Here is an 18874-nt window from a genome sequence, read left to right as displayed (position 1 = left end):
AGTGGAATGAAATGCTTCGAAAAAAATCAATTGCCTGACAAATTTGAGCCCTTCAAACTTGCGAAGGGCTCCTTCCTTATTGTAAATTGGTTATCAGTATACTTTTTTACATAGATTCGGGAGCATATTAGCACTGAGAAGAATTTATTATTCATATCCGGCAGGAAAAAACATGTAATACATGTTATTATTTTATATATTAGATAAAAGTTTTTTATCGGATTAAGGAGAGATAGAAATGATTTTCAAGGTATATTATCAGGATTCTAAGACAGAGGTACCGGTTAGAGAAAAAACAAAAACCATTTTTGTGGAAGGCGATTCTGAGAGAGACGTTCGCTTAAAGCTGGCTGACCGCAACTATAATATTGAATTTGTAACATCTGTCCAAGGAGAATTCCTGGAATACGAAAGACAAAATGAAGACTTTAAAGTATTGGAGATTGAGTAATTTATGAAATTTGTTAAAAATGATCAAACAGCCGTTTTTGCCCTGGGCGGACTGGGTGAAATCGGAAAAAATACTTACGCTGTCCAATTCCAGGATGAAATTATCCTGATTGATGCTGGAATTAAATTCCCTGAGGACGAGCTACTTGGAATCGATTATGTTATTCCTGATTACACTTACTTAGTGAAAAATGAAGATAAGATTAAGGGATTATTTATCACTCATGGGCACGAAGACCATATCGGTGGAATTCCATATCTCCTAAGAGAAGTTAACATCCCTGTCTACGGCGGAAAGCTGGCCCTTGGCCTACTAAGAAACAAACTTGAAGAACACGGACTCTTGAGACAAACCACTCTTCATGAAATCAAGGAAGACGATATCATTAAGTTCCGGAAAACTTCTGTGACTTTTTTCCGGACGACTCACAGTATCCCTGATTCATATGGCATCGTTGTTAAAACGCCGCCTGGACAAGTTGTTCACACTGGGGACTTCAAATTCGACTTCACTCCTGTGGGAGAGCCGGCCAACTTGACAAAAATGGCTGAAATCGGAAAGGAAGGCGTCCTTTGTCTGCTTTCTGACAGCACAAACAGTGAAATACCTGAATTCACCATGTCTGAACGCCGAGTTGGCGACAGCATACATGACATCTTCCGCAAAGTTGAAGGACGGATTATCTTTGCCACTTTCGCTTCTAATATTCACCGTCTTCAGCAGGTGACTGAAGCGGCCGTCACGAATGGCCGAAAGATTGCAGTTTTTGGAAGAAGCATGGAAGCAGCTATAAATATCGGACAGGAATTGGGTTATATTCAGGCACCAAAAGACACCTTTATTGATGCGCATCAAATTAATAGACTTCCAGCCAACCAGGTGACAATCCTATGTACAGGAAGCCAGGGAGAGCCAATGGCAGCCCTATCAAGAATTGCTAACGGAACGCATCGCCAGATCCAAATCATTCCTGGCGACACTGTTGTATTCTCTTCCTCACCCATTCCCGGGAACACAATTAGTGTCAGCAGAACTATTGACAGACTTTCCCGTGCAGGTGCAGAAGTCATTTATGGCAAATTAAGCGATATTCATACATCCGGTCATGGCGGCCAGGAAGAACAAAAACTAATGCTTCGTTTAATTAAGCCGAAATTCTTCATGCCGATTCATGGTGAATACAGAATGCAGAAAATGCATGCCAAATTAGCTGTGGATTGTGGAGTAGATGAAGAAAACTGCTTCATCATGGATAATGGTGAAGTCCTGGCCCTGAGCGAAGATTCTGCTCAAGTAGCAGGTAAAATACCGTCTGGTTCTGTTTATATTGACGGAAGCGGAATTGGTGATATCGGAAATATCGTTTTACGGGACCGCCGCATTCTATCTGAAGAAGGTTTAGTGGTTGTCGTAGTGAGCATCAATATGAAGGATTTCAAAATTGCTGCTGGCCCTGACTTAATTTCCCGCGGATTCGTCTACATGAGGGAATCCGGAGATTTAATCAATGATGCACAGGCACTCATTACAAAACACTTAAGCAAAGTTATGGAACGCAGAACAACTCAATGGTCAGAAATCAAGAATGAAATCACTGACACACTTGCACCCTTCCTTTATGAAAAAACAAAGCGCCGTCCAATGATTTTACCGATTATCATGGAAGTTTAATAACCTTCATGGGCTCGTGTGAATCTATAATGTATTTAGTATAAGAAAAAAAGGCTGTATCTCTCTAGTAAGAGATACAGCCTTTTTCAAATTAAGACATCACTTTCTTTTCAAAACGGTTGATATCTACGTCTGCTCCAATAACTATAAGGATGTCGTCAAATTGTATTTTTTCATTCGCCTGCGGAGACACAATAATTTCATTTTTTCTTTTGATGGCAACAATGTTGATTCCGTACTTTGCACGGATATCAAGATCAATAATGCTATGGCCAGCAAGTTTTTCATTAGCAACAATTTCTACTATGCTATGCTCATCTGATAGTTCCAGATAATCCAGAACATTATTTGAAACGATACTATGGGCTATTCTTCTGCCCATATCCCGTTCAGGATGAACAACATGATCTGCCCCTATTTTCCTCAATACCTTTGCATGATAATCATTTTGAGCTTTAACCGTAATTTTTTTAACTCCTACCTCTTTTAAAATTAAAGTCGTCAGGATGGAGGCTTGAATATTATCGCCAATTGCTACGATAACATGGTCAAAATTGCGTATTCCCAAACTCTTGATAACGGATTCATCCGTGGTATCGCCAACCACTGCGTGTGAAGCGATTTTCGCGAATTCGTTCACCCGGTCTTCATTTACATCAATCGCCATTACTTCCATTCCTTCTTCAGCCAGAGCATGGCAGATGCTTCCTCCAAAACGTCCAAGTCCGATAACAGCAAATTCTTTCTTCATCCTATCTTCCCCCAGAATAGTTAGCAATATAGACAATAATACCATATTAGCATAAACAGAAGTATAGCTATTAGATATTCCTTCCTGATAAAATAAAACCTCCGCTCGGACGCTCGGAGGTTTTTTTGTTCATTCACATTGCATCAAGCATATTGAATTGTGCTTTTACCAAATGATAATATTCACCTTTTGCATTCATTAATTCTTCATGATTTCCTTTTTCTAAAATATTTCCATGATCAAGCACAAAGATTTGATCGGATTCACGGATTGTGGATAGCCTATGGGCAATAATAATTGCCGTTCTTCCCTTTAAGAGTGTTTTTAAAGCCTGCTGGATTTTGACCTCTGTCTCAGTGTCAATACTGGCAGTAGCTTCATCTAGTATAAGAATACGAGGGTCTGCAAGTAAAGCACGGGCAAAGGAGAGGAGTTGCCTCTCACCCACCGATAATATATTTCCTCTTTCCTCCACTTCAGTCTCGTATCCCTTTGAAAGTTTTGCAATAAACCCATGTGCACCAACGGCTTTGGCTGCTTCCACTACTTCTTCATCAGTTGCATCAGGTCTGCCAAAACGGATGTTATCATAGATTGTTCCGGAAAATATGAAAGTGTCCTGCAGCACCACACTGATTTGCTTGCGCAAACTTGATAAAGATACATCCTTCAGGTCATAGCCATCTATTTTTACAGAACCTCCCGAAGGATCATAAAAGCGGCTGATTAAATTTGCTATGGTCGTTTTACCTGATCCTGTATGCCCCACAAGCGCCGCGGTTTGCCCTGCTTTTATCTCAAGGCAAACCCCATTTAAGGCTGTTCTTTTTTCATCATAGGAAAATGTGACATTCTCAAATTCAATCTTCCCTTTTATCTCCTGTAAATGAAATGCATCGTTCCTTTCTGATACAATTGGTTTCTCATCAAGAAACTCAAAGATTCGTTCAGAGGAAGCCATTCCCATGAGAAGCTGGTTATAAACCATTCCAAGACGGGAAATAGGCTCCCAGAACATCCCTAAATAAAAGGCAAAAGAAACAAATACACCGATTGAGATTGACCCATCCTGAATCAGATGTGCCCCAAACCAAATCAGTACAGCGGTACCCAGGGCATTGGTCAATTCAACCAGCGGCCTGAACATTGCATTTTTCTGAGATGCATTTCTCCAGCTTTCAAAGTTCTCAGTATTCACACCATCAAAGAATGCCATATTCTCTTTTTCCTGTGTAAAAGACTGGGTAATCCTTATCCCCTGAATGCTTTCATTTAAGTGAGAATTCAATTTGGATTGTTTTAACCGGACCGTTTGCCACGATCTGCGGATATTTCTGCGCAAGCTGGTCGAGATAAAAAACATGATGGGCAAAATGACCATGATTGCCAGAGTCAGTTCTGGGCTTAGTGTAAATAAAATAATAAAAATCCCTGCCAGCATAATCAGATCCATCAGCAGATTTATGACCCCATTGGTAAACAGCTCCTGAAGCGAATTTATGTCATTCATAATCCTTACCAGTATGGATCCTGCTGAACGCTGATCAAAAAAACGATGCGAAAGCGTCTGTACGTGTGTAAATAAATGTTTCCGAAGATCATAAATTACACTTTGGCCAAGCTTATTCATCCATTTTATCCTGTAATAGTTTGCAGCATATGAAATGGTATAGAGTACTGCAATCACTGAAACCAGAATGGCGAGCAGCCTGCCGTCCTTTTCAATCAAAGCTTTATCTAACGTATACACACCGATTAAGATGGGAATTATAAGCCTGACTGCTGTATTTATTAATACCATAATAATTGAGAGCGGAAGTAAATTTTTTCTGTATGGCTCCATATAACTGAATAAGCGCAGCATTTGCTTCCAGTTAAAAGGCTTCTCAATAATTTCGTCGGCTGAGTATTGAAATCTATTTAACACATTTTCATTTTTTGTTTTATTTTTTTTCAAGGAGGCACCTCCTAGCCTGCATTTGATTGGAGAACCTTATCGCGGTCCTGATATTGAATATCGTAAATCCGCTGATATGGGCCATTATTTTTAAGAAGCTTTTCATGTGTTCCCCGTTCTGCCACTCTCCCGTTCTCTAGTACAAGTATTTCATCTGCATGCTTCAGGGAAGAAATCCGGTGGGCAATGATAAAGGTAGTTCGATCAGCCATTACTTCTTTCAAGGCTTTTTGTATTCTGAATTCTGTTTCCATATCCACAGCACTTGTTGCATCATCCAATACTAAAATACTGGGATCTGCACAGATGGCCCTTGCTATCGCAATCCTTTGCTTCTGGCCGCCTGAAAGCCCCATGCCCCTTTCGCCAAGAACGGTATCGTATTGATCAGGAAGCTCCATGATAAATTCATGTGCCTGTGCACGTTTGGCAGCTTCAATGATTTCCTCCATAGTGGATTCAGGCTTTCCGAATGCAATATTTGCTTTAATCGAAGAAGAAAACAAAAAGGATTCCTGGAGAACAAAGCCGATATTTCTTCTCAGAGATTGAAGAGAGTATTCCTGCACATTTACACCATCTATAATCACATGACCTTCAACTGGCTCATAAAATCTTGTCATAAGCTGTGTTAAGCTCGTTTTTCCTGATCCTGTCGAGCCTATTAACCCAATTACCTTTCCTGGCTCAGCATGAAAAGAGATGTTGGATAAAGCGTCATTATCATCCTGGGTATATTTCAGCGTAACATTGCGAAATTCCACCTCACCCAGCAAACGTTCTGCTTTAACACATGATTCTATATCCTCAATTTCATTATCTGCCTCAAGGATCTCAATAAGCCGCTCTCCGGAAGCTTTGGACTGAGAAAAGAGATTAACGATGAATCCAAGGTTCATAATAGGCCACATAATATACCAGAGAAGGCTGTAAAAAGCGACAAGCTCCCCTGGCTTCAGACTGCCAGCCATAACAAGATAACCTCCGTAAGCCAGGAGCAATACAACACTTAAATTGCCCAGAAACTCCATTAAAGGAAAATACTTAGCCCAAATATCCGATGTAAAGAGATATTTATCTTTATAGTCACTGTTAGAGTCATTGAATTTATTTATCTCAAAATCTTCCCGTGATAATGACTTCACTGTATTAATTCCGCTTATATTCTCCTGAACTTTTGTATTCAGCCGTCCGAATGATTTGCGGATGCTCCGGAATGCCGGATGCACAGCTTTATCGAATTTAAAGGTGACTACCGCAAGAAAAGGCAGCGTAATAAGAGTGACAATCGCCAGTGGAATAGAATAATAAAACATGACCGAAACACTGATAAAGATCAGTAAAACAAAACGTATGAGTTCAGAAAATCCGAATGAAAGAAAAAAACGGAACCCCTCAACATCAGCAGTAAGCCGAGACATTAAATCGCCTGTTTTTGCATTGTCATAATATCGAAACGGCAAGAACTGCAGCTTTTCATAAAGTACATTTCTAAGTTTATAGACCGATGTGATCCCAAACAAATCACCAGTGTACTGATGGATATATGTCGCTGCCCCTTTTACACCCATTATGGCAATGAAGCCTAAAGCCAAATAAGGTATCCACCCATAATTTCCCCCAATGACAACCTCATCAATTGTCAGCTGAAGGATCATTGGATACACAACCGTAATCGCTGTCACAATAAACAGAAAGAATATGGACCAGAGAAAGTAATGTTTATATGGCCAGTAATATTGCTTTAACTTTTTAAATGTTTCCATCTGCATGCCCCCTTTAATTTGCGGAAAAATTAGAAAAGTTAGAACGTAATATTAAATATATCGAGTTTCGAAGTATTTTTCCACCCCTTTTTGTTTGATTTTTCCACTTTTTTTAAGCTTATCTTCTTAATGAGTCTATTCAAACTCCTAATCTTTATTAATACCCTTTGAAATCGCTAAAAGGCTTTCGATCTAAAATCCTGCATATCAGTAATTTAGTTTTTCACATCCAGCCAGTATATAGAGCTGCCCGAATGATAGAAAGGCTAACCGTTTGCATATAAAGTGCTGTTGCGATAAAATGATGACTTTAATCATACTGAAAGGAAGCGTTAGAATGGAGAATCTAAATTTATCGCAAATAAATTGGGAAGCCCTGCTGATTGATGCCGGACTTATTCTATTAAAGCTGGCAGCTATCTATTTTGCATTTTTAATCGTTAAGTCTGCGGGGAATAAAATAATACATAAAAGTTTTGAGGGAATCGGGAGGAAGGAAAGAATATCTCCGGGAAGATCGAAGACACTGCAAAGTCTTGCTAAAAACATTTTCTCTTACGTACTTATTTTTATTTTTGCTGTTACGATTCTTCAGATTTTCGGTATAAAAGCAACTGCCATTCTTGCCGGTGCCGGGGTAGTCGGATTGGCGGTCGGCTTTGGAGCTCAAGGCCTTGTCAGCGATGTAGTAACAGGATTTTTTATATTGCTGGAAAGGCAAATTGATGTCGGTGATTATGTTACTACCGGAAGCTACTCAGGAATAGTGGAGCAAATTGGATTAAAAACTACTCAAATCCGCGGTTTTGACGGTACATTGCATTATATCCCGAACCGGGAGATTACCAGTCTGAGCAATCATTCCCGCGGCAATATGCGCGCACTGGTTGATATAGGAATCTCCTATGATGACAATATTGATGAAGCTATCACAGTACTTCAGGAAACCTGCGACAAAATCGCCGAAGTAAACCAGGCGATTGTGGAAGGACCTAATGTCATTGGCGTACAAACATTAGGCTCATCGGATGTTGTATTAAGAATTATTGCAAAGACAGAAAACATGGAACAGTGGGCTGTCGAACGGCAGCTGAGAAAAGCACTGAAGGAAGCCCTGGAAGCTAACGGAATCGAAATTCCATTCCCTCATCAGGTGCTCATTCAAAAACACGCAGGATCAGAAAGTGCTGCCGGATAAAACCGTAAGCAAAAAGCTGATTTCGCAGAACCTAAAAAGGTGCTGCGAAATCAGCTTTTTTAACATTTCCACTTTATTTAGTAAATACTTATTGCAAAATGAGCTGACTTATCCTTTATACCTTAAATATGCTGCAATCAATTCAATCGCTTTTTCGATTGCCGCTTCATTTGGATTCAGCCTGGCATGATGAAGTCCGTATTCTGAATCGACCCCAAGCCAAAACATGAAGCCTGGAATTTCTTCAAGCATATATCCGAAGTCCTCACCTGTCATGGCTTCCCGGCATTCAACAACGTTTATGTCTGTGTTGGAACGCGCAAACTCCATGAATTCCTTCGTTAAGGCTGTCTCATTGTAAACCTGATGATACATGCTTCCATAGTCGATTGAAGCTTCACATTCATACCCAACTTCAATTCCTTTTACTAGCGCCTGAATCCTGCTTTTTACCTTTTTCATTGATTCAGGGGATAACGTTCGGATGGTACCTTCAAGCCTCGCTTTTTCAGCTATGATGTTTTGAACGGTGCCACCTGTAATTTTTCCGATTGTAACGACTGCACTGTCCAAAGGATCAATGCTCCTTGAAATGATGGACTGAAGCTGGCTGACCAAAGTACATGCTGCCACAACCATATCATTGGTATTATGCGGATATGCTGCATGTCCCCCTTTTCCTTTTAAATCAATGAAAAGTTCTGAGGTATTTGCAAACAGCAGCCCTTCTCTCAATGCGATTGTTCCGACGGGATATTCTGGAGCAATATGGAGAGCCAATATCATATCCGGCTTCCATTCTTTCATTATTTCAGATTTAAGCATGGGTTCTGCTCCGCCAGGCCCTTCTTCTGCTGGCTGAAATATAAACAGTAAATCATCGTTAATGCGTTCTTCTATAAATTTTGCTATTAGGCCAAGTGCAATCGACATATGAAAATCATGTCCGCAGGCATGCATTTGTTCACTATGCACGGATTTGAACGGCAGGCCTGTTTCCTCAATGATTGGGAGGCCGTCTATATCAGCACGATACCCAATCATCTTGGACGGATTCCTGCCGCTGATTTTCACAAGAATACCTGTTTTCCAAGTTTTAATTTCCATGCTGTCCTGAGGAAGAGAATACAGGTAATCTAATAGAAACTGCTGTGTTTTAAATTCACGGAACCCTAACTCCGGTATTTTGTGCAGCTCCCGCCGTAATGCAACGAATGGATTGTTTGTGTCCAAACTTTCTTCCCCCTTGTTAAAAATGCCCCTTATATTTCATTAACGCTATAGCAGTCTTGGGTAACCAAAAGGCTTTCACCTTTAGAAAAAGCGCGGATCGCAATCCACGCTTTCAAACTCTTATAATTGGCGAAGCTCCTGCTTAATTTCTGTTTTAGACTTAGTCTTTTCATCAATCTCTTTAATTACACGAGCTGGTGTTCCTGCCACCACAGTGTAAGGAGGCACATCATCAATGACAATCGCACCTGCCGCAACTACTGCACCCTTACCAACAGTTACACCTTCCAGAACCACTGCATTGGCTCCTATAACTACATCATCTTCTACAACAACAGGTTTTGCTGAAGGAGGCTCAATAACTCCAGCCAACACAGTTCCTGCTCCAATATGGCAATTCTTGCCGACTGTTGCTCTTCCGCCAAGGACAACATTCATGTCAATCATTGTACCTTCTCCGATCACTGAACCAATATTAATGGATGCCCCCATCATGATTACAGCGTTATCACCGATTTCAACCTGGTCGCGGATGATTGCCCCCGGCTCAATGCGGGCTTTAATATTTTTCATATCAAGCAGTGGAATCGCTGAGTTTCTGCGGTCATTCTCAATAACATAATCTTCAATTTGTGACTGATTTGCTTCAATTGCCTGGCTAATTTCAGACCATTCACCAAAAACCACACCGGTACTGCCATTTATAAAGGCCTTTGCTGAATCACCGAAGTCGATTCCTTCTAATTCACCTTTAATATAAACCTTTACAGGTGTTGATTTTGTGCTGTTCTGGATAAATGAAATAATCTCATTGGCATCCATCATTTTCATATTAAAAATCCTCCTCTATGTATAACATTGCAACTAGCATTACTTTAACAAACAAAAGCGCTGAAAACAAGAAAAATAAATGAAAATAGAAGTCATGGGTGATATCCTTTTCCTTCTTCTTCAATATGCTCCTTAATTAACTCAACAAATGCCTGAACTTGCTTGAGCTGAAAGGCGGATTCATATCCCAGCAGCCATGTATCACGCTTAATCGGCAAATTATTTTCATCCAGCAGCGGGATTTTAAAAATATTTTTCTCCGCACCATTCAGTGTAATGGCTGGAAGAATGGCATATCCTATTCCATTGAAAGTCATTTGCTTGCACGTCTCAATTTGATCAACTACTATTGTCCGTTTTGGAGACGTTTTGAACTGCCGCAGCCACCAGTCCTGAATTTCCTGATAATAGTTGGAATCACTCTTAAACTGAATGAAGGGCCTGTCTGTTTCAAGGACCTGCTCCGGCCTTGTAATCTCTGTATCCACTAGATAAAGACTGTCCTTAAATAAAGGGATTTTAATCCCCTTCCAGTCCGGAGTCCCTCTAATAATTCCAATGTGAACCTGATCATCATAGAGCGATTTTAATATTTCACTGCTCCAGCCGGTGATCAGTGAAATTTTTGCCTGGGGATAGCGGCTGACAAACTTCTTAAGAACTTGAGGCAGCCAATTCTGCCCTACGATTGAAGCAACTGCAATTTTTAAGGTGCCATGGACCTCTGAATTCAAGGCTGTAATTGACTCCCTGACCTTTTCTTCCTTCGCAAGAACTTCATTAATGAATTGTAATACGATTTCTCCAGCGGGCGTCAGTGACAAACCCTTTTGTGAGCGGAGGAATAGTTTGCTGCCCCATTCCTTTTCAATATTTACAAGACGCTGTGAAAGGGCTGGCTGCGAAACAAATAAACGTTCAGCCGCTTTTCTCATATTCATTTCCTGTGCCAGCACTGATAAAAGGTGAAATTCCGTAAGTGAAGACATAAACATCTTCCCCTCATAACTTTTTCTTATAGTATATCTTAATTGAATTAGAGTTTCATTATCATTAGAAAGGACATCAGCACCTTAAAAGCTTACAGTTCTTTAAGAATATAAAAATCTCTGCAAATTAAATGCAGAGATCTCTTGCCGTTTAATCGGCAGCTTCCTTTTCATGCTTTGGCAGAGCAATTACCAGTAAGAAACTTATAACAGCAAATAATAGTACCGCATAATACACTGAATGAAGTGAAATGGTGAGACCATTTTGCAGGATTTCCTTCACTCCCGTATTCAGGCTGTTTCTCGCTTCTTCATTTAAAAGTACATTTGCTGAATCTAAAGATAGGCTGGAATCTATGCCTTCACCATTATTCTGTATATATGATTTTATCTGGCTGTTCAGAATCCCGCCCAGCAAGGCTGCTCCTATAGTGTTGCCAAGATTTCTCATAAACATATTGGCAGCAGTAGCTATTCCTCTTTGCTTCCATTCCACTGTACTCTGAATGGATACAATAAAAGCAGTGCTAGTTAATCCCATGCCGGCCCCGACCAGAAAGCTTCCAGCCGCCGCCCATACAGGTCCTGCTTCAGGAGTGAGTGTGACAAATAATAAGCTCCCTGCAATTAAGAATACTCCCCCTATTACAGAGGTGCTTCTAAAACCAATTTTCAAAAGAAGCTTGCCTGCAGCTGCAGAAGCTATTGGCCAACCTATCGACATGGTCGTAAGTGTAAAACCTGCAACAATCGGCGACCTTTCCATCACACCCTGGACAAATGCCGGCAGAAAACTGGAAATCCCTATCAGCATCACACCAGTTGTCAGTGAAGCTAAATTAGCAATTAAAATCGGTTTTTCCTTCCAAATATTAAAAGGCATCATCGGCTCTGCAGCTTTTTGTTCCTGCAGGATAAATAAAATAAAGGAAATCACACTAACCGCTATAAGGCTGATTGCTTCGATGGAATTCCATGCCCAATTTGTTCCTCCCTCAACAAGCACAAACATCAGAGATGAGATGGAAACCGTTAATAGCACAGCCCCTGCATAATCGATCTGATGCTTTTTTCTTTCCACATTCTCATGAAGGAAGAGCCATAAGCCTGCTATAGCCATAATGCCAAGCGGAATGTTCACCCAAAAAACATATCGCCAGCTGACGAATTCAACTAGAAGCCCTCCTATTGCAGGACCCATTATGGCTGAAATACCCCATACGCTTGATAAATAACCCTGAACCTGTGCCCTTTCCTCTTTTGTATAGATATCCCCGACTATGGTGGTTGCTATCGGCATGACTGCTCCAGCTCCAACCCCCTGGATTAATCGGAAAATGATCAGTGCTGTCATCGATTCAGCAAAACCGCATAAAATGGAACCAATTAAAAATATGATAATCCCGAATGTCAAAACGGGCTTCCGCCCAAATAAGTCTGAGAGCTTGCCATAAATTAAAACAGTCACAGCATTCATTAACAGATAAGCTGAAAACACCCAGCTATATAAAGCAAATCCGCCTAAATCCCCTACAATGGCAGGCATTGCGGTTGAAACAATGGTTGCCTCTATAGCTCCCATAAACATGGCAAGCATAACTGAAGCAAGCACAAAAGGCTTTTTCGTAACTTTTCTCTTTCCTTCCGGCATTTTTTTATGTAAAGTCTGACTCAAGCATTTCCCCTCCAAAATGAATAAAAACATGAATAACGCCTGCAAGTAGCGGAAATAAATACACCGGTACTCTCATCATTGAAAATAAAGCAAGCTCCCACTGCTGGGAGCTGAATGATGTTTATCGCTTATTTAATCGTCTGATGTGCTTATTTAATTGATCCAAAACTGTTCTGCGAGTCAGTATTCCCTCAAAGTAGCCTTCCTTGTTTTCTATACATATAAAGGGATGGTCAACTAAAAGCTCGATCGATTGCTGTATAGAGGACTCAGCATCAAGCCGCGGGATATTTCTGTTCATAGCCTCTTCAACCCTTTTTTGCTCCAGCTGCTCAAATTCGATCCGCTCTAGCCCGAGAATAGAATCCATGATTATGGGTGTGCTGATTAAGCCCTGCAGCTTATATTGCGGGTCTAGTACAGGTATTGCTGTATATCCGCTTTTTGTTAACACTAAGAGGGCATGCTCCAGGTTATTGCCAACCTGTACATGTGCTACCCGTTCAGAAGGAATCATGAAATCACTTATGTTAAATTCTAAAAATTCCTCGCTATGGAGACTGATCATCGCCGAAAACTCCTCAAAAATTAGTTATACTTCTTACCCATTTTATCATAGTCTCCGGCATTTTGCCCCTATTAACCTTTGCTCGTTTGAATGTCTTTTACTTCATAGCCGCAGTCAGGACAGCGAAAAATAACATTTTGATTGGACTGTGCGGTTAAAACGGCATCGATGTCTTTTTCAGCCATGCATCCTGGACATGTTACAATTGGCATCATTCTGCTTCACCTCAAATCAAAGGGTCCTTTATTACTTATTGTTCTCAATACCTATTTTTTCGAGTCCTTATTATCTTTTAAAATTTCTTTCATTTCTTCAAGAGTTTTCCTGATCCGGATTACTTCTTTTTTTGTATTAATTAAATCTGCAAGCAAAAGAAGAACTGTAAAAAACAGCAAAATCATGAGCAGATAATACATTTCACACCTCTGGAAGATTGATATTTCATATTATAGCACGCTTTTTCTTCAAGCTGTTTTTAATAAGAAAAGAGGCCCAAAAGGCCCCTTATGTATATGGTGGATTATTGAATCAAATCGAAAATTTCGATCGTAATCATATCAATGTTGTCGAATTGATATCTTTTTGGCTTTTCTTTATCGTAATATACTTCCAGTTCAAATGTTTCATTTTTCGGATGAAAAGTTACCTGGCATTTCCTTTCACCATTCACCTCAAAAAATCTTTGCATTGGCTCTCCGCCTGTTGCTTGTTCCTGTAAGCTCTTTAAGCGTGTTAATATACCTTGAAGCTGTGACATGCTCTCTCTCCTTTCCAAAACAAAACCCATAATTCTACATTTAGGTTTCTCTTTTGGCATGTTTCTATCCTAAAGAAATAAATTCAGAATATTCAAGCTCGATGCTTTACATACCAATATTAACAGAATAAAATATTGTCAGGTGTTTGTACAAGCAAAAGCTTTATAAAGGATGTGATTTTTTTTGGCAAAACCTGAAAAATTAGCGGAAAATCTATATTTAATTGACGATTTTGATCTTTCACTGGAAAAACGTACCGGTACATATGTCTTAACAGAGGAAAAGCTGACTTTGATTGAAACTTCCGCAAGCCCTTCAATTCCCTACATACTGGAAGGGCTAAGCCAGCTTCACATTCGGCCTGAGGAAGTTGAGTATATCATCGTTACCCATATTCATCTTGACCATGCAGGCGGCACAGGCCTTTTACTAACCCATTGTCCGAATGCAAAGGTTATTGTCCACCCGAAAGGCGGCAGGCACTTAGCAGATCCTTCACGCTTAATTGCTGGTGCAAAAGCTGTTTACGGAGATAAATTTGATGGACTGTTTAATCCTATTTTGCCTGTTCGAGAGGATAAAATTATCACAAAAGAACATGAAGAAGAGCTTAAAATAGGACCAAATTGCACTCTGAAATTTTTTCATTCACCTGGGCACGCTAATCACCACTTCAGTATCTTTCATCCTGCTTTAAATGGAATGTTCACAGGAGACACGGCTGGTGTATCTTATCCTCAATTAAAAGAAAATGGAATTGAAATGTATCTGCCCTCAACTTCACCAAACCAATTCGATCCAGGCAAAATGCTCGAATCCATTGGCATGTATGAAAAAATGGATCTTGATTTTATTTTCTTTGGCCATTATGGAATGAGTACAAACCCAAAAGAGGTCTACAGGCAAATTAAGGATTGGCTTAAGATATTCCTCCATACAGGCAGAATTGCCGTATCTGAAGGCGGTTCTATTGATCAGCAGACACAGGCAGCGCAAGCCATGCTTGAAGAAAAAATTAAAGCCAATCTAAATGGCAGAGGCATCCCATCTGACCACCCTGTATATAAGATCCTTTCTGTGGATATCGCTGTCTGCTCTATGGGATTGATAGATTATATGCAAAAAACAAACTGATTGCTTACTTTAATATCCTGCATTATGATGGAATAACAAAAAACTCAGGGGGAAGCACTTTGAAAGAAATTGTTTTATACACACAGCCGGATTGTCCGCCCTGTGAGATTACGAAGATGTTTTTGAATGAAAAAGGATATATTTATACGATAAAAGATATTAAAAAAGATGCAGCAGCCCACAAAGAGCTGACCAGACAATATAAATCTTTTTCCACTCCAACAATTGTCATCGGAGATACTGTCATTAGGGGATTTGACCTGGAAAGACTGCAATCTGTATTAGATGATGGCATAAAGTGAAACTTCAATTGCATGGATCTCCTGCCTGTCAGGCTGCAATAATAAAAATAGGAGCTTAAAAGCTAAGCTTTTAAGCTCCTATCATCTAATTGGATGCCAGCTGCCCGTTTAATTCCTGATGTTCAAATAAAGCAATTATACCTTGTTTATTATCTGTTAAAACCATACTTCCGGAACGAAACAAAGCGTCGAATGGATTCAGCAGGAAACCGAATTGATACGACGGTTTGTTAATCCAATTTGGATTTTCAGGTGTTTTAAATGAGCTTTGTGTTGCTGCTTCTTCATTACTCTCGGCTTTCTTTAAAATTTTCTCGGGTATATTTTCACCCAGGAATTTGGCGACTTTAAATTCCCCTTCTTGTTCCACAAGTAAAAGTCCCTCATAGTGACCTTCGTATTCTACTGGGCCTTCATTATTTTCCGGAAAGTATTCATACACATAAATTTTGCTTCCTTCTTTAACTACTTTTGTACTATCTGAATACGTAAAGAAGGGAATGTAATATGCAGCAGCATCAGATCCAAGGGTAAAATACTTGCCATTCTCTGAAACAAGGTTTTCATTCAGAAATTCAGCTTTAGGCTCTTCAGAAAAATATGGGTCAAGCAATTCATCGACTTCCTTCATGCTTCGCTCTTCCTCGCTCAGCGAAACCTGTGTATGAAATGCATTTTGCAAGAATTTGTATACCTCTTGGTTATTGTTAAGGCTCTCGGCATTTGTATGGGAAGGAATCGCTGCTGCCATGACTGCAATTGTTATAATAATTCCTGCTAAGTGCTTGTACATTCCACTCTCCCTTTCTTAATCGTTTACTATTGTGTACCATCAATTTTACCAGCAAATAAAGCTGCTGTTGCCGGTTTTCGCACCCGAAATTCTCTTACGTTTTGACATAATAATTCTTTTCTTGTTATGAATATACCCGAATTGACAAAGAATTAACGCAATAAGCGGAAAAGTGTATATAAATAATGATGTAAATATTGTTAATCAGCTGCATGTACCCATTTCAATAAAAAAAGACCCTGCCTATGAGGGTCTTTACCAATTCCATGTAAGTGCAAAATAGATAATCATAACAAGAACAATTCCAAAGAAAATCACATACGTTAGAAAAATCGGATTTCTAATATATGCATGCTTCTGAACATTATCCGGCAATTCTGCATCAATATCGCCCTTTACGGCTTTTCGCTCTTTTGCAACAAACAAAGTGTAAACTAAGGAGTATCCAAGGATACCCACTCCAATTAGTAAAATGATCAATGTGTACATGCTCATGTCTAATCTCTCCTCAAGGAAAGTTCTACACTTACATTTCCTCAAATTAAGATTGTTTATACTTTTAAAATTTTATGCTTATAATAACCCATCATGGTTGTATAAAAATTCATACGATAGATCCACAAATAAGTAATCATTGGTATTAAGCGGAAAGGAAAACGTCCTGATTGTTTCACCTGTCTCAATATCAGTATACAAATCAGAGAGGATACCTTTTTTATTTATTCGCATTTTCATGATATTTTCAAGAAAGTATGGCCGCCAGCTCCAGTTTTTGTGAAGATATTCTTCCTGGGTTATCCATTCCCCATCCCGTTTGAAGTAATTCGCAGATTTCTGGAATCCATCTTCATCGCAAATATACAGGCGAAAAGCTGCACCATCCAGAAGAACCGCAATCTGCTCCAAGGTTTCTTCATATACAAAAACCTTTTTATTTTTATTTGCAAAATCAATCATCTTTTCGTTGAACTCAAGTGTAACCTGATACAAGGACTCCAGTTTTTTCTTTTCATGTACAATAAACCGATGGCATTCACTTCGAAATTTTTCCTTTAAAATATCTCTATCAGTGAAATTTTCAGCCGGTTTTTGCAAATAATAACCTTGATAATAACGGCCTCCATTTTTCCAGGCAAACTGAAGCTGGTAAACCATTTCAATATTTTCAAAAAGCATGCTCGCTCCTATTTTCCTGGCAAGCATGGATAAAGAATAGAGGATATCATTAAAATTATAAGCAGAAGCATTTGATTTCATGGACTCCAGATCCACCTTTAAAATGTCGGGAGCCAATTGCCCGATCCTATCGAGATGACTGCTTTCATTTCCAAGTTTATCTATTGCTAATTTAATTCCATAAGTCCTGTAATAATTCAATAGATGGTCCAGATGGTCAATATCTCCCTTATAATTCCGTTCTGTAATTTCCAATACAATCCTGTCAAGGCTTATTCCTTGTTTTTCATATTCCTGGAGGGTATTTAAAAATTGTTCCCCGTCATTATACATGAGCAAGTCAGCATCCCTGTTGACAAAAAGCAAAATATCCTTATCCAGGTCCCGGGCCTTATCCAAAGCCTTTTTTAATACTTCATAATCTACTTCAATCCGGTATTCTTCAGGAATATTCTCATCCTGGAAGAACGGCCCCAGACTACTTATAACTCCATCAGATCCTCTATATCGGCCTAAAACCTCATAACCAATGACACGATGCTCATCTGCACTGAATATTGGCTGGAAATAAGGAAATACATTATCCAAATCTGTAAGGATATCCAATGCATCCATGTCCTAGCCTCCCTATGTATATTAATGAGTTATTATACCATATTCGCTTAAAACTTTTACTATTCAAAATATAGATTCCACTTTTTGATAAAACAGCATTGTTTGGCAAAAGCTTTGCATCATATTGCCGCGCCTTCTCTCACAAGCTAATATCAGGACATCAAAGAAAGAGGGTATTTCATGAGAAATCTCCTATTTATATCCCTTCTTATTCCTTTGCTTGGCTGCGGCCATTCAGAACCTGCCAGTCCTTTGCAAAAGCCTGACATGGCCTCAAAAGATCTGGATGCACAAATACCAGTAAAGGCAAAGAAGGTACAGCAGAAAGCAACAGCCCAATCTCCGAAAACTCCTGCGGCTGTGAAAAAGGAATCTGTCATCATTGATGTTCCACTAATCAGACAAAACCCCGAATTGAAGTATGGATGCGAAGTAACCAGCCTGACAATGGTCCTGCGGCATGCAGGTGTGCAAGTAGGGAAAATGGATTTGTATAATGCAGTAAAGAAAGATAATGATCCGCTGATACGTTCAAAAGGCGATATTTTAAAATGGGGTAATCCAGCAGAAGGATTTGTAGGAGATATGACCGGGACAAGTGCAGGCTACGCTGTTTTTGATAAACCAATTGAAGAATTAGTGAATAAATATCTTCCCGGAAGAGCCGTAAATTTATCCGGCCAAAATTTTGAAGCGATTCTTATGCATGTATCCAAGGGATATCCTGCTGTGGTCTGGACAACAGGAGATTATAGGCTTCCTGACCGCTGGGAGTCCTGGACTCACTCCGGCAAAACCATTAAAACTCCTTTAGATCTTCATGCAGTCGTATTGGTAGGCTATGATGAACAGTTTGTTATTCTAAACGATCCCCTCTCAGGGAAAAAACAGGTGAAGGTTTCTAAAGAACGATTCATCTCATCATGGAAAGCATTGCAATCCAGAGCAGTAAGTTACCAATAGATAATGGCAACCGGCTGAAATTAATTCAGCCGGTATTCATAAG

Annotated in this window: 20 protein-coding genes; 6 read left to right on the top strand and 14 right to left on the bottom strand. The window is 39.7% G+C overall.

Annotated features, from left to right (window positions below; genetic code table 11):
* Positions 1-238: 238 nt before the first annotated feature.
* Positions 239-451 carry a DNA-dependent RNA polymerase subunit epsilon gene (locus tag A361_RS08775; protein WP_009330986.1) on the top strand — a complete coding sequence of 71 codons (213 nt, stop codon included), beginning with the start codon at positions 239-241 and terminating at the stop codon, positions 449-451.
* Positions 452-454: 3 nt separating this feature from the next.
* Entirely contained in the window at positions 455-2122 is a 1668-nt protein-coding gene (rnjA, locus tag A361_RS08770; RefSeq protein WP_009330987.1) for a ribonuclease J1, read from the top strand.
* 91 nt (positions 2123-2213) lie between these two features.
* On the opposite strand, the gene A361_RS08765 is transcribed toward rnjA, so the two are convergent.
* The 3 genes from A361_RS08765 to A361_RS08755 form a co-directional block, all read right to left on the bottom strand.
* Complete coding sequence (locus tag A361_RS08765) at positions 2214-2873, bottom strand: potassium channel family protein (protein WP_009330988.1); 660 nt, start codon at positions 2871-2873, stop codon at positions 2214-2216.
* Between the two features lie 133 nt (positions 2874-3006).
* Entirely contained in the window at positions 3007-4830 is a 1824-nt protein-coding gene (locus A361_RS08760) for an ABC transporter ATP-binding protein (RefSeq protein WP_009330989.1), read from the bottom strand.
* A gap of 11 nt (positions 4831-4841) precedes the next feature.
* The gene (locus A361_RS08755; protein ID WP_019381670.1) at positions 4842-6596 is read right to left on the bottom strand and encodes an ABC transporter ATP-binding protein; all 1755 of its coding nucleotides are present in this window, start codon (positions 6594-6596) and stop codon (positions 4842-4844) included.
* Positions 6597-6933: 337 nt separating this feature from the next.
* Between A361_RS08755 and A361_RS08750 the strand changes: the two genes are divergently transcribed.
* Positions 6934-7794: a mechanosensitive ion channel family protein gene (locus tag A361_RS08750; protein ID WP_019381669.1), complete on the top strand. Its 861-nt coding sequence runs from the start codon at positions 6934-6936 to the stop codon at positions 7792-7794.
* Between the two features lie 108 nt (positions 7795-7902).
* Here the strand turns inward: A361_RS08750 and A361_RS08745 are convergent, their stop codons facing one another.
* The 8 genes from A361_RS08745 to A361_RS08720 all read right to left on the bottom strand — a co-directional run bounded on the left by A361_RS08745 (position 7903) and on the right by A361_RS08720 (position 13847).
* Positions 7903-9027 (bottom strand): N-acetyldiaminopimelate deacetylase, encoded by a 1125-nt coding sequence (locus A361_RS08745; RefSeq protein ID WP_019381668.1) that lies wholly within the window; start codon positions 9025-9027, stop codon positions 7903-7905.
* Between the two features lie 120 nt (positions 9028-9147).
* A complete protein-coding gene (dapD, locus tag A361_RS08740; RefSeq protein WP_009330993.1) occupies positions 9148-9858 on the bottom strand; it encodes a 2,3,4,5-tetrahydropyridine-2,6-dicarboxylate N-acetyltransferase in 711 nt (236 codons plus the stop codon).
* A gap of 92 nt (positions 9859-9950) precedes the next feature.
* Complete coding sequence (locus A361_RS08735) at positions 9951-10847, bottom strand: LysR family transcriptional regulator (protein ID WP_019381667.1); 897 nt, start codon at positions 10845-10847, stop codon at positions 9951-9953.
* A gap of 151 nt (positions 10848-10998) precedes the next feature.
* A complete protein-coding gene (locus tag A361_RS08730; RefSeq protein WP_033196564.1) occupies positions 10999-12498 on the bottom strand; it encodes an MDR family MFS transporter in 1500 nt (499 codons plus the stop codon).
* 145 nt (positions 12499-12643) lie between these two features.
* Positions 12644-13090 carry a cyclic-di-AMP-binding protein CbpB gene (gene cbpB, locus A361_RS08725; RefSeq protein WP_009330996.1) on the bottom strand — a complete coding sequence of 149 codons (447 nt, stop codon included), beginning with the start codon at positions 13088-13090 and terminating at the stop codon, positions 12644-12646.
* A 71-nt stretch (positions 13091-13161) separates the two neighbouring features.
* Positions 13162-13305: a hypothetical protein gene (locus A361_RS29695; RefSeq protein WP_019381665.1), complete on the bottom strand. Its 144-nt coding sequence runs from the start codon at positions 13303-13305 to the stop codon at positions 13162-13164.
* A 51-nt stretch (positions 13306-13356) separates the two neighbouring features.
* Positions 13357-13506 (bottom strand): hypothetical protein, encoded by a 150-nt coding sequence (locus tag A361_RS29860; protein ID WP_019381664.1) that lies wholly within the window; start codon positions 13504-13506, stop codon positions 13357-13359.
* Positions 13507-13610: 104 nt separating this feature from the next.
* On the bottom strand, positions 13611-13847 hold the full coding sequence (locus A361_RS08720) for a YkuJ family protein (RefSeq protein WP_019381663.1): 237 nt from the start codon (positions 13845-13847) through the stop codon (positions 13611-13613).
* A gap of 184 nt (positions 13848-14031) precedes the next feature.
* Here A361_RS08720 and A361_RS08715 point away from each other — a divergent pair, with 184 nt between their 5' ends.
* Entirely contained in the window at positions 14032-14982 is a 951-nt protein-coding gene (locus tag A361_RS08715; RefSeq protein WP_019381662.1) for an MBL fold metallo-hydrolase, read from the top strand.
* Between the two features lie 59 nt (positions 14983-15041).
* A complete protein-coding gene (locus A361_RS08710; RefSeq protein WP_009330999.1) occupies positions 15042-15284 on the top strand; it encodes a glutaredoxin family protein in 243 nt (80 codons plus the stop codon).
* An 85-nt stretch (positions 15285-15369) separates the two neighbouring features.
* Here A361_RS08710 and A361_RS08705 read toward each other — a convergent pair whose 3' ends face one another.
* From A361_RS08705 to A361_RS08695, 3 genes are all read right to left on the bottom strand, one after another.
* Positions 15370-16077: a DUF3993 domain-containing protein gene (locus A361_RS08705; RefSeq protein WP_019381661.1), complete on the bottom strand. Its 708-nt coding sequence runs from the start codon at positions 16075-16077 to the stop codon at positions 15370-15372.
* 255 nt (positions 16078-16332) lie between these two features.
* On the bottom strand, positions 16333-16572 hold the full coding sequence (locus A361_RS08700) for a hypothetical protein (RefSeq protein ID WP_019381660.1): 240 nt from the start codon (positions 16570-16572) through the stop codon (positions 16333-16335).
* Positions 16573-16650: 78 nt separating this feature from the next.
* Complete coding sequence (locus A361_RS08695; RefSeq protein ID WP_009331002.1) at positions 16651-17868, bottom strand: EAL domain-containing protein; 1218 nt, start codon at positions 17866-17868, stop codon at positions 16651-16653.
* A 180-nt stretch (positions 17869-18048) separates the two neighbouring features.
* On the opposite strand from A361_RS08695, the gene A361_RS08690 reads away from it, so the two are divergent.
* Positions 18049-18831 carry a C39 family peptidase gene (locus A361_RS08690; RefSeq protein ID WP_009331003.1) on the top strand — a complete coding sequence of 261 codons (783 nt, stop codon included), beginning with the start codon at positions 18049-18051 and terminating at the stop codon, positions 18829-18831.
* The last annotated feature ends 43 nt before the right edge of the window (positions 18832-18874 follow it).

The sequence above is a fragment of the Cytobacillus oceanisediminis 2691 genome (assembly GCF_000294775.2).
Taxonomy (GTDB): Bacteria; Bacillota; Bacilli; order Bacillales; family Cytobacillaceae; genus Cytobacillus; species Cytobacillus pseudoceanisediminis.
Note: the sequence above shows the minus strand (reverse complement) of the source record. Positions and strands in the feature narration are given on the sequence as shown.